Genomic DNA, 12,417 nt, shown 5'->3' with positions numbered 1-12,417 from the left:
TCTGCTCTTTTTTGATTAGTAAAAAAACGGGGGGACGTTAATTTCCCGAAAGAGCTTTTTATGATGATTTATGAGAAATGCGAATTAATAGCTATGACCCCGCATTCTTCGACAAAGGAGTTTTAGCGACTTTGAATAACCACTTTATGGCACAAAAACACCGCCCATAGTCCTAATAAGGCGGTGTTTTTGTAATGTGATAGCTTCACATTTTATCTTGGCTCTTCATTCACATGACATCCCAGTTCTTCAAATATCCGGCGTGCAGCGTCATCTACGGGTAAAAAGACCTGCACTTTGGGAGTCATCAAACTTCCCGTAGTAATCGAAACCTGCTTATACTGAATGGGGATGAACTCGCCGTTACTCTCACTTCTGGTTAATATGGTCTGCGTCAACTCCCCATTGTCTATATCCCCGGTGACCAAGGCGTCCTCTAGCCATTGCTCTTCAGAAAGATAATGTTCAAATCGGTTTAAGACCCTTTGATACCAATCGTCATAGCGGGAAAGTATATGATTGTTCTTAAACAGCCTAATTCCTTGGACAGCATGAGTTTTCCACTTCTCAAAGGATGAGCGGTCAAATGTAGAACGGAGGTATACAGGCAGATCCGGATTAAAATGCAAGTCGATCCGATTCATCAGATGGTCGTAAGCATGGCTCTCAGGAAAACCAAACAAGCGGCGAAAAGACTCATTATATCCCTTAATATCTTCTGTATGTGTAACAATCATCGCAGGATAAGGCAGCACATTCATCGTATGCTGCGCCTGTCCAATTGCCTGCTCTAATGCGTTCCCGGATATCTCTGTCCGGATCGGCAGATATCCGGCTGCCAGCAACAAATCGTTGCGCCCGTCAGAGCTAAGTTCCAAATAATCGGCAATGGTGAGAATACGATTACGATCCGGTATACGAAGAGAGCGGCCAACTAGCAAATTCTTATATGTTGCACAGGCCTCATCGTTCAACTCCTGTTGAGTAAATCGTTTCCAAGGCATGTATTTCCCCAGAGATGTCTCCCGTTGGCGGACAATGCGAAATTGTTCAATCATGTATAAAAGCTGCTGTAGTCTCGTATTTTTTGTATGCACATCTATCCCCTACTTATGACAAGGTGTAGTTCTACACTTGGTTTGAAAATCTCCTATGAGTATACTCTTGAATGAAAACTAAGATCAAGATAAGCAGAGCTTACCAAGGTATCCAGAACAAAGGAGAGTTGATAAATGATACGTGCGATAGTTAGTGATCCAAATTCCCCGTCTAATTTAACCATTCAAGAGGTAGCCCCTCCTCAAGCACAGCCTTGGGAATCTATTGTAGAGGTGCATGCCATTTCTCTGAACCGCGGGGAAATAAAAGATGCCGTCAACCAAAGGACTTCTTCCCGGCTTGGCTGGGATTTTGCCGGAGTGGTAGCAAAATCAGCTGAGATGGGGAATGGTCCCAAAGCAGGAGCACGTGTGGTTGGTTTATTACCCATGGGTGCCTGGGGCGAACGGATTGCCGTCCCTTCCTCTGCTCTTGCTGAAATTCCTGACAACGTTAGGTTTGCTGAAGCCGCTGCTCTGCCAGTTGCTGGTTTGACAGCACTGAATGCACTGCGAAAAGGAGGTCTGCTGCTTGGCAAGCGCGTGCTCATCACAGGATCGACGGGAGGCGTTGGATTGTTTGCTCATCAGCTGGCCAAATTATCCGGAGCCTTCAATGTCGGAATAGCCAGTACAGAAGAAAAAGCTGAACTCGTGCTGGAAGCCGGAGCTAATGAAGTCCTTGTTGGTGCTTCAGTTCCTTCACATGTGAGCCAATTCGGACCATTTGACTTAATTATTGACTCAGTAGGCGGCGATACACTTGCTGCTTTGGTACAGCAGCTTGCCCTACAAGGTTCCTGCATAGCAGTGGGATTTTCCTCATCACCTTCGTCAACACTTGATATGAGTAATTTCATAACCAGCGGTGGACGAACGCTGTACGGATTTTTTCTCGGTGAGGAGCTCACACGTCACCCGGCTGCATCCGATCTGGCTATTCTGACTAACCTGGTCTCAACCGGTTGTTTGAAACCGAAAATCGCTGTCGAAGCACCATGGACAGAAATTAGCGGCGTTGCCCGGCAACTCTTGGACAGAAACATTTCCGGCAAGGCAGTGCTTCACCTTAAATAAGTAGAACTCCCCATTTCTCACTTTACCCGACCATTTCATGCAAATAAGCAGAACTATTCGCTCAAATTTGCGTGGCACAGAATAGCCGCTCTTGCGTATTAATAGTGTTATTTTATAAAAAACCAAAAAACTATTAATAGTAAGGATGGGATGGTAAAGGAATGGCACCTTTCGTCATTAATCAAGAGATACTAACCAGCGGGGCGTTCTCCCCGTTTTACCTAGCCGTAGGCGATTGCCAAGCTACGGCTATTTACAGTGATCCCGATATACAGAATGAACTGGTAAAGGACCTGCGCAGCAGTACAGACATCCCGGTTTTTGATCATCAGGATGGATTGTATATGCGTCTTACGGTTGAAAACAATATTGCCTTTTTCCACAAATGGTTCGGGTGCAGGGAGCCGCTATCTGAAATTCTTGTCCGGTTTGAACTGCAACACGATGCGAAGAAACCGCTGAACAAGTGTTCGAAATCCGAAATCCGGCGCGTCTGCTTTGCCAAATATTATATGAGTGGCGTTCCATCAGCGGTGTTCTGCGAGCCCATCCACGGCGTCGATATTAAGACCATCCATACCTTTGTCCGAATGCTTCAAACCATGAAAGAACAGCCGGCAGCCGTGCTTATTTTAGTATCCAACCTGGAACACGCACTGTTAGTTGGGGACGTTGTATACAAGCTTCAGCCAAGCGGCATCAAGCCCATTGAAACAGAAGAGGACGCCGCAACGCCTGAGCCAGAAAGCGCAGCTGCGCCGGCGTTTGCAAAGCTGTTCAAGATTTCAGCAAAAGTGGACGAAAAGATGATTTTGTTCGACCCGCCTGAAATTGATTACATCGAAAGCCAGGATGGCAAGGCGATGATCGTCATTAACAACGAGAAATATGCGTTGGATGCTACCATGATGGAGATCGAAAAGAAATTGGAGGCTTACGGATTTTATCGCTGCCACCGTTCCTACATCGTGAATCTGCAGAAGGTACGCGAGATTATAACCTGGTCAAAAAATGCCTATTCGCTCCGGATCGATAACAAGATTCAATCGACTATTCCGCTATCACGAACCAAAATTCAGGATATTCAGGAGAAATTCAACCTGGAATAGGTACCGTTCGCCCTCCAGATCGTACATTACGATGCAAAAAGCCGGTATTTTGCCGCTCTTTACGATAAGATCAGAGCAGTTCATCGAAAGGGAGGCTTCGAGGGACAAATCTTCTGGAAAGGAACTGGGATAGTGAGCATTCGGCGAATAAGTGCCATTTTTGAAAAAGATATCAAAGACCTGATGAAAAACGCAGAGTTGTTAGTTATGTTGACGGCTCCAATCCTGTTCTCTTTAATTTTGAACCGGTCTATTCATGGGAAAATTACGATTACCATACTCTATATGATAATCGGGGGGATTTTCACCTTGGTTACGTCAGGCACCATTATGACTATGATGGCAGAGGAAAAAGAGAAGAAGACATTGCGTGGATTGATTCAGTCTCCTGCTTCGCTTCTGGATATTATTATTGGGAAGAGTCTGGTCACCCTAATAGGAACTTTGATTACCCTTACAGTGTCATTGCTCCTCGTGGGGATTGAGCCGGTAATGAACTTCAGGGCTATCATTGGACTAATTTTGTTGCTCTTGTTCTTTTTGTTGATTGGCATCAGCATGGGGTTATTCGCAAATTCGCTTGCCTCCGTATCCGTTTATTTGATACCGATGACTTTTTTGTTCGGTTTCACACCGCAGATTAGCACTGTGGGCGCTCTTGATAAAGGCAGCATAGCAGTTACCATCATCGATAAGTTTCCGATTGTGCAGGCGATGGAAACCCATAAAACCAGTTCGTGGCTACCACTCGGAATCCTGGCCATTTGGGTCATTGGCGCTGCAATCATTACGTATGTTTGTTTTCGAAAGGCTATGACGGACAACTAACTTCAATTTTAACTGGAGGTTTTTATTATGAGTAAAAGCTTGTGCAAACCAGAGGCTGGAAATGAGTAGCCCTTCCAAGTCCACTATCCCCCAAGCCCGGCCTGGCTGGCCTGAGATCCTAACTGCACTGGCTCTCTATCTGATCGGCATTGTTATGCTCGGTCTTTGGATGTCGCAAATCCCTGATGAGCAAGCCATCTTGCGAATTAACATCGGGGGTGTAGGCAATGGTCTCGTTGGCCTCGCCGCCTTGTTCGCAGCCTACGCCCTGCGGGTTCGCGATCTGCGCGCTTTTGGTTTCCGGGTGCCCGAACGGAAATGGCTGCTTGTGGGAGCCGCCCTCGGTGTTGCCGCGTTCGGCGGATGCTTCATTATAGAAGGGGTGTATTTTCACTTCATCACCGAGCCGAACAACCAAGCAGACTTTCAGACGGCGGCGCAAGGCGGCGCGCTCTCACTCTTCATTCTGATTATCAGTGGCGCCATCCTCACACCGCTCGGCGAAGAGTTTGTATTCCGTGGCGTTATTGCCAATGCGCTGAACCGTTACGGAGCATGGGCCGGCGTGGTCGGCAGCGCTGCGATCTTCGGCGTCGTTCATGGATTCAACGTCATCCTGTTCGACGCATTCATGGTCGGCATCCTGACAGGCATACTGTTCCGTAAGACGGGCTCCATCTGGCCCGGGGTCATGGTGCATATAGTGTATAACGGCCTCAATCTTCTCTACTATTCTACGCTATAGATCTAATTCCATGTGACATTGTGGCAGAGACACACAGCCCGGTCAGCTGCGCGCGGCCGGGCTGTCCATGCCTCTTTTCCTGACAATTGGGAAAGTACCTTTGCAATGTCTTCGAAAGTATACAGCTCACTTCCAATTTCTACACTCGTTTTTTTAAAATTCAAAAGGAATCATGTAGTTTCTCCTTGCCTGCGTGCTCTTTCTATATAGTTGGCGGCCAACATATCATAATAGCGAAAATGCCATCCACATCGTCATATTCACTTAGGAACTCGTTAAAATAGGCATCGTCGCCCACACCTTATCCACAGCAAAAAAACACAATAAAAGCCAGCTGTTTCTGGCTTCTATTGTGTTTCCGGTGGTCCGGCCGGTGATCAATTATTCCGGTTTATCCGGTTGGCAATGCCATGTCAATTTACGCTTCCACAGGAGAAGCGGCGCTCTAAAGTTCCTTGAACATTAACAGAAAGCGATAGTATGCCCCGCTCAGTCTGCAATCAGGTCGGTAACCTCCCTTCTCATGCTCAGCGGCGTATCCTGTGCCGGCTGGCCCAGGCGGATCAGAAACTGGATTGTTTCACCACCCGGAGCATACTCCTGATGAATCCGGGTATACGGCGCCTTCATCTCCGGATACTCCTCCAGCACCTGGCTGAGCGGCTGCATCACCAGTCCCTGCTCATGTCCGGCGAGAAGGAGCCGGCTGTAGAGCATGCCTGCTTTTACCTGACTTGTGCGGCTGTTGTCCTTGCTGAGAATCAGCGCATACGCCGGAGAATGTTCGGCTGCCGTCCGGGCCGCATCGACAGCGAGCTTCGTCGAAGCTTCCTCATTATTAAAGGATGGGACGATCGTAATCATGCCTTGCAGCAGATGCTTTTTCACGCCCGTGGTTCCTTGCCCCTCAAACGAAAAACCGGACCGGTATTTGTTCTTCTGGCTCTCATTCGAACGGAAAATATCTGCTGACTCATCATTCATGCGCTTAAGTCCGGTTTCGATGTCTGTACCCTCCAGACTGTATTCTCCCAGCTTCTTGATGTCCTCCGGAGCATCCAGGAAGATTAACTTCAAACCCTCATCCGCATTGGTCTGTTCCAGACGCTGGCGCTTCTCTGCAGTCAACGGGTCGGGCTTATAAGCCATCCGGTTGGTATCCGGCAAAAACATATAATCAAACAACGGATTAGCCACAGGCTGTGCCTTGGACAGTGTTATTTCCGCTACAGGCTTCTGGTCCATACTCCCGCTAAGCTTCTGCTCATCGTATTCCCCTTCCGGAAAAAGCCTGATCGCCGCCTGATAGCCCAACTGTTCTCCGCCAACCCTCAAATATTCCAGAAAGGTACCCTGGGAAACCATGGTTTGCCGGGCCAACGGGTCGGATTCCAGCGCGAGGCGTGTACTGTCCGTATACAAAGTGAACTTAAGCGGGTTCTGCTTGTCAAGACGAATCTTCCAGGGCTGCAAATTGTGTCCGTTGGGAGCAAGCAAGCCATAGGCCGCAAGCTTCACTCTCGGATCTTCGAATTGGTCAACGTAATCACGTTTCCAGGGGTCCAGATACTTGGCTTTCTTAAATACGCCGCTCGCCGTGAATACCGCTCCGGCAAGCAGGATAAGCAGAATAACAACCGATAATAGGATAATCATAGATATTTTGGCGCGCTTGCTCATGGCCATCTCCTTTATACCTCTATTTTTTTGAGTCCTTTTCTGGAATTCGGATCAGCGTATGGAGTCCCTGATGCTTGAGGCAGCAGAATTTCATCCTCGAACGACGCCTTATAGGCCGCATATTCAAATGGATAAGTCGGCAGGGGCAGGGTTCGCCCGCTTGGAACTGACAGTCCTGCCGGATCAAACGGCACACCCAGCACGTACAGCTCTGCCATGGCCCGCAGCAAATGCTCCACAGGGTCATGCTCAAGCAGCAGGCAGAGGGTATGCACTCCCCGGATGCCCTCAAGGGGCAGGCTGTTCCGGCGGTTTTGGCTGCCGCAGTACAGCAGCGTATCACCCGCTTCCAATGAGTGTTCATAGTCTGTAAGCTCCAGACTGTTCACCATGGACTCTGCAATCTGCGGCCAAAGACCATCCATGAACGGCTGATCAACGGTTCCTGAAGGAATGACCACCGCACACTTCACAAGCCCTTCGGGAAGAGGTGAAGAATCTCCTGCCGGTTCCCGTCCGTCCTGAATGAACAGAACAGCCTGGCGCAGCGTGATTCGCCCCGTAAGCATCAGGGCTGCGGGAATGCCGGCCCCTTCGGCCAGAATAGCCGAAGGACGGATGCCAGCATCGAGAAGCAGCTTGCCAAGCGCAAACTGGGTAGCCAGGCATTCGATCTGTTGGCTTGCTCCACCCGCTGCCTCCATGACCTCCCGGTAAGCCAAGCCGAAGCCAGGGAACCGTGCGCTGACAGCATCCAATTCTTGGCCGTTCAAGGCCTTTCCGCCGTCAAGCACCCATTGGACCGGAGTCGTTCTGTTCGGATTAGCCCGGCCTCTGAGGATCCCGGGCAGGCTCCCGCCCTCTTCGACAGCCGAGAGAATGCCGGACAGGTGCTCCCTGGAGGTTACGACAGCCGCTGCCTTAATCGGCAATTCCTTCTGCGAACGGTTCATCGCACGGCAGACAGCAGCGGCGCTAAGCTCTTGATTATCCGCAAGATAAGCCCGGAGCCTGCCGGCAACCTGTCTGAGTCCAGGTTCGTTTCTGCCCGTAAGCAGCAGAAGCTGCGGGGCAAGCTGCGCCGGATCAGGGAAAACAACCATCTCCGGCGGCGCCTGCTCCAGAATTACGTGGGCATTGGTTCCGCCAAAGCCGAAGGCGTTCACGCTGGCCCGCAGCGGGGCGTCTCCGGCGGCTTCCCACCGCCGGGGATGCTTATCGACGACATAAAAAGGTGAATGTTCGAAATCGATATTAGGATTAGGCTGCTCGTAATTTACCGTATGCGGAAGAATCTGATGCTTCAGAGACAGCACCACTTTGATCAGACTGGTCACCCCTGCGGCAGATAACATATGCCCGACAGAGGATTTTACGGAGCCGATGCCGCAAAACTGCTTCTTGTCCGTAAAGCTGCTGAACGCCCGGGTCATGCCTTCAATCTCAATCGGATCTCCCAGTGGTGTGGCTGTGCCATGGGTCTCGATATAGGATACCGTCTCCGGATGAATGCCGGTCCGCACAAACGCCTCGCGGATTACCTCCGCCTGCCCCTGCGGCCGGGGCGCAGTAATTCCCTGGGAGCGCCCGTCATTGTTGACCGCCGAGCCCTTGATCACCGCGTGGATATGATCGCCGTCCCGCAGTGCGGCATGAAGCGGCTTCAAGAGCACAGCGCCTGCCCCTTCTCCCAGCACCATTCCGTTCGCCCGCTGGTCAAACGGATAGCACTCGCCTGTTGGAGACAGCGCGGTTACCCGGCTTCGAGACACAAACGGCGTCGGGCTGAGGTTCAGATTCACCCCTCCGGCAAGCGCCATCTCCGACTGTCCGGTCCGCAGGCTCTCGCAGGCCATATGGATGGCCACCAGGGAAGAGGAGCAGGCGGAATTCACGATCAGGCTCGGCCCGCTCAGGTTGAGGCAATGGCTGACCCGCGCGGCCACTTCATTCAGGCCGTTCCCTGCGACGACATCGGCGACCAGCCGTGCAGGCTCCAGCACGCCGGAGATCCGGGCGAGAATTTCCTGCCGCTCAGCAGGCAGCATCCCGAGGAAGGCCGGACTGTCCAGCAATCGTTCCTTAATCAGCATATAGGAACGGTAATTGGCAAAATGCTCCATGTAGGTGTTCTGCTCACAGCCTGCGAACACCCCTATTTTGCGGGTGCGGTATTTCCCGCCGTATCCTGCCTGCTGCAAGGCCTCCCAGCAAATCTGCAGGAAAATTCTCTGCTGCGGATCTGCAGACTCCGCTTCCTTGGGCGACATGCCGAAGAACAGCGGATCAAAATCATACGGGGCATCAATGAACCCTCCCTTGCCGGTATAGGAGGTATGAAACACGCCTGCATCCTCGTTCACGTGCTTGTCATCCGACCATCTGCCGGGAGCCACTTCACGGATGGCGCTTCTGCCGCTGTACAGCAGCTCCCAGTATTCCTCCAGGCAGTTAGCCCCCGGTATGCGCAGACCCATGCCGATGATGGCGATGTCCTGCCGCTCTTCCGGGCCGGGTTGAGCAGCTGGGCCCGCTGTTTCCAGGGCTGTAGCGGCATAAGCCGCTGAATCCTCCGTCAGCTGCTCCGCAATATACGAGGCCAGGGCTTCCGGCGTCTGATATTCAAAAATCAGGGTCGGGTAAAGCTCTGTACCCAGTTTGCCGCCAATGTCGGCAACCACCCGCGTCGCCCCAACCGAATCCAGGCCCAGCTCCGTGAAATTCATGCCCGTTTCCAGATGGCGGACGGATATCCGCAATTCCTCACCGATGGCCTGATAGACAATATCTCTGATTTCTCTCGCGGAGCGATGGATGAACTTCCGTTCCGCCAGCCGCGCAGGGTCCTGCTGGCTGGGAGGAAGCGCGGAAGCTTCCTTTTGCGCCTTCGGCTCCACGAGATCGAGCACATGGACGATACCAGACCCGGCAGAGGACAAGGCTCTCAGGAAAACAGCCGCTGCTGCTTCATGGGCAAGCGGCTGCAAGCCTTGCCCCTTAAGGGCCAGCTCAACCAGCTTGCCGAAATCCGTTCCGGCTCCTGTATCCTTCCAGAGGGAGTAGTTAATGGATAAGGAACGCCCCGGCGCATGATCCCCTGCCCGGTACATGCAATAGCCGTTCAAGAATGCGTTCGCTGCGGCATAATCTCCAAGCCCCGAAGCCCAGGCTTTGCGGGAAGCCGAGACAGAGGACAAGGCGGCAAAAAACCGCAGCGGCTCCTGCCGGGTGACGAGGTCCGCAATAATCGTGCCTTGCCACTTGGGAGCCAGCACCTGTTCGATCTCGTCCTGGCTGCGGGCCAGCAGCTTATGCGGAGCATATTCCATCTGTCCGGCTGCATGAATAACCCCATGCAGCGGTCCATAGACGTCATGAATGCGGGCCAGCAGTTCCTCCATTTGCGCACGGCTGGTGACATCCACTGCCGCATACATCACCTGCGCCCCCAGCTTCTCCAGCTCCAGGAGCAGTTCAGGGTTGGCCGGAACCGGCCTGCGGCCGGTAATCACCAGATTGATCCGTGCCTGCCGGGCAAGCGCTTCGGCAATCCGGCTGCCGACAAGCCCTGTGCCGCCGGTAATCAGGTAGGTCTCGCCGCTGCTCGGCTCAAACACTTTCCCGGCAGCTTGCTCCGGCATCCGTTCCAGGCTCCGCGAATACGCGGTGCCGCTGCGGATCGCAGTGACAGCTTCCCCGTCTGCCCTCAGCAGCAGGGAAGCGTGCAGGGCGGCGGCAAATTCCCGGCCTGAAGGATAGTCCTCCCTGTTCATATCCAGCACCGAAACATGAATCCCTTCATGCTCCAGATCAATAACCTGACCCACTGCAGCCGCTGCCGCCTGAGCCGGATTGCCTGCTTGCAGATCCCCCTCGAGCCTGAACGCCTTATTCGTCACAATGACCAGCCGCACATCGCTCAGCCCCTGCAGCACCAGAGCCTGGCCGAGGAAATAGAGGCTCCAGATTCCGTCGTTCACCGCCTGGATGTCCGTTAAAAGCTCAGCGGTCCCAAGCTTCTCCCGCGCATAGTTGGACAAATGAATCACGGCGGAGACCGCGCCCGGCAGCTGGCGCAGCATGGCGCTGTAATCCTCCGCCCTGTCCATCCGAATCGTGAAGCTCCGGTCCCCGTCATAATGCGGTTCATTGCCGAAGCTTACATAAAATACAGGATTGCGCTCAGGGTCGAGCAGGCTCTCCAGTTCGTTTCCGAACTCCGTTTCCCCCTTCCACACCAGCACCGCCCCGGCCGCAAGGCTGTTGTCTTCCGCAAGCGGTTCAGGTCTCCATTTCCATTCATAGAGCCACTTCCTTGCATTTACAGCAGAGTCTGAGCCGGAGGCATCTCCGAAATCGGGCTTGAAGATGGTATGCTCAAAAGGATAGACCGGCAGGGGGACTTTACGGAAAAGACCGCCTTGCTCCACAGCCGCCCAGTCCAGCCTGGAGCCAAGGCAATGCAGCTGGCCGAGCAGGCCAAGCCAGGTGTCCCATGGGTCCTTCTTGCGGCTAAGGGCATGAAGCACCTGCGGTTTGCCCGGGTGCCGCAGCCCTCCGGCCATTCCGGCGAGGATGGCGTCGGGTCCGCATTCAATCAGAACCGAGACCTCCTGATCCAAAGCGTAAGCAAGGCTCTGTTCAAAGCGGACAGCCTCCAGGATATGCCGCAGCCAGTACTCTGCCGCAGGCGGGCCTTCGATCACTTCGGCCGTGACGTTGGAGATCACCGGAATCAGCGGCGCATGGAATACAGTGGCCTCCAGCTCCTTCCTGAACGCCTCCAGCATCGGAGTCATCAGCGGAGTGTGGAAGGCCTGGGACACATTCAGCCGTTTGGCCCCGATTCCCTTGGCCTGCAATACGGCGAGGAATTCCCCGACCGCCTCGCTGCTGCCGGAGACCACCTGATGCGTAATGTTGTATCCGGCAACCCATAAGGAACCGGCAAAAGGCTGCAGCAGCTCTTCCAGCGCGCTGCCTGAAGTGAATATGGCAGCCATGGCTCCGGCAGCCGGAAGCCCGCTCATGAGCCTGCCTCTTGCGGCGACCAGTCTCGCCGCATCGGCAAGGCTGACGATGCCCGCAAGGCATGCGGCGGTCCATTCTCCGATGCTGTGCCCCAGCATATAAGCAGGCTGGATGCCCGCATCCAGCAGCAGGCGTCCAAACGCATAGTCCAGCGTAAAGACGGCCGGTTGGGTAAGCTGCGTCTGGGCAAGTTGTCTGTCATCGGCCTCCCCGCCATAGATGAGTTCCGTCAGCCTCAGGTCCAGATAGGGCTCGAAGGCTGCGGAGCAGGCGTCTACATTTTTCCGGAAAGCGGGAAGTCCTTCATACAGCGCTCTGCCCATGCCTGCATACTGCGAGCCTTGTCCGGTGAACATCAGGGCCATTGCGGGTGAATGAGAAACCGGGGCAGCGGCATGGACTCCGGTCTGCAGCTTTCCGATGAGGTCCTGAACCGAATCCGTCACGGCATGGAAGCGGTGCGGCAATGCGGTTCGCGCGGCATTCTCGGTGTAGCAGACATCTGCCAGCGGATAGTCCCCGTGCTGCTCCAGAAATGCCGCAAGCTCCAGCATCTTCTGCTGCAGCGCATGCTCAGTCTGCGCGGACAGCCCTATAACATGCTTCGCGCGAACCGGCTGCTCCGCTTCAATTGCCGAGGCCCGTGCAGGCGCTTCTTCAACCACCATATGGCTGTTGGTGCCGCCGAAGCCAAAGGAATTGATCGCCGCTCTTCTGGCCTTTCCTTCGGCCACCGACCACTCCTGGGCTGCAGCAAGCAGATAGAACGGCGTCTTCTCAAATTTCAGCATCGGGTTCGGAGCGGAGACATTGATCTGCGGCGGCATGATTTTGTGCTGCAGCGCCAACA

Annotated in this window: 7 protein-coding genes; 4 read left to right on the top strand and 3 right to left on the bottom strand. The window is 53.5% G+C overall.

Annotation, left to right across the window (positions count from 1 at the left end):
* Nucleotides 1-212: 212 nt before the first annotated feature.
* Nucleotides 213-1,058, bottom strand: coding sequence for a hypothetical protein (locus tag JI735_RS18160; RefSeq protein ID WP_233475949.1), 846 nt, complete (start codon nucleotides 1,056-1,058; stop codon nucleotides 213-215).
* Nucleotides 1,059-1,232: 174 nt separating this feature from the next.
* Here JI735_RS18160 and JI735_RS18155 point away from each other — a divergent pair, with 174 nt between their 5' ends.
* The 4 genes from JI735_RS18155 (at nucleotide 1,233) to JI735_RS18140 (ending at nucleotide 4,856) form a co-directional block, all read left to right on the top strand.
* Nucleotides 1,233-2,174: a zinc-binding dehydrogenase gene (locus JI735_RS18155; RefSeq protein WP_039838618.1), complete on the top strand. Its 942-nt coding sequence runs from the start codon at nucleotides 1,233-1,235 to the stop codon at nucleotides 2,172-2,174.
* A 161-nt stretch (nucleotides 2,175-2,335) separates the two neighbouring features.
* Nucleotides 2,336-3,283, top strand: a complete 948-nt coding sequence (locus JI735_RS18150; RefSeq protein WP_202676267.1) for a LytTR family transcriptional regulator DNA-binding domain-containing protein — start codon at nucleotides 2,336-2,338, stop codon at nucleotides 3,281-3,283.
* Nucleotides 3,284-3,415: 132 nt separating this feature from the next.
* The gene (locus tag JI735_RS18145; RefSeq protein WP_039838621.1) at nucleotides 3,416-4,111 is read left to right on the top strand and encodes an ABC transporter permease; all 696 of its coding nucleotides are present in this window, start codon (nucleotides 3,416-3,418) and stop codon (nucleotides 4,109-4,111) included.
* A gap of 61 nt (nucleotides 4,112-4,172) precedes the next feature.
* Entirely contained in the window at nucleotides 4,173-4,856 is a 684-nt protein-coding gene (locus JI735_RS18140; RefSeq protein ID WP_039838623.1) for a CPBP family intramembrane glutamic endopeptidase, read from the top strand.
* A gap of 489 nt (nucleotides 4,857-5,345) precedes the next feature.
* Here JI735_RS18140 and JI735_RS18135 read toward each other — a convergent pair whose 3' ends face one another.
* Both JI735_RS18135 and JI735_RS37910 read right to left on the bottom strand, forming a co-directional pair.
* Nucleotides 5,346-6,536, bottom strand: coding sequence for an Acg family FMN-binding oxidoreductase (locus tag JI735_RS18135; protein ID WP_083886924.1), 1,191 nt, complete (start codon nucleotides 6,534-6,536; stop codon nucleotides 5,346-5,348).
* A gap of 11 nt (nucleotides 6,537-6,547) precedes the next feature.
* The gene (locus tag JI735_RS37910) at nucleotides 6,548-12,358 is read right to left on the bottom strand and encodes an SDR family NAD(P)-dependent oxidoreductase (RefSeq protein ID WP_411830132.1); all 5,811 of its coding nucleotides are present in this window, start codon (nucleotides 12,356-12,358) and stop codon (nucleotides 6,548-6,550) included.
* Nucleotides 12,359-12,417 lie beyond the last annotated feature (59 nt).

Source organism: Paenibacillus sonchi, from assembly GCF_016772475.1.
Classification (GTDB): Bacteria; Bacillota; Bacilli; order Paenibacillales; family Paenibacillaceae; genus Paenibacillus_AQ; species Paenibacillus_AQ sonchi.
Note: the sequence above shows the minus strand (reverse complement) of the source record. Positions and strands in the feature narration are given on the sequence as shown.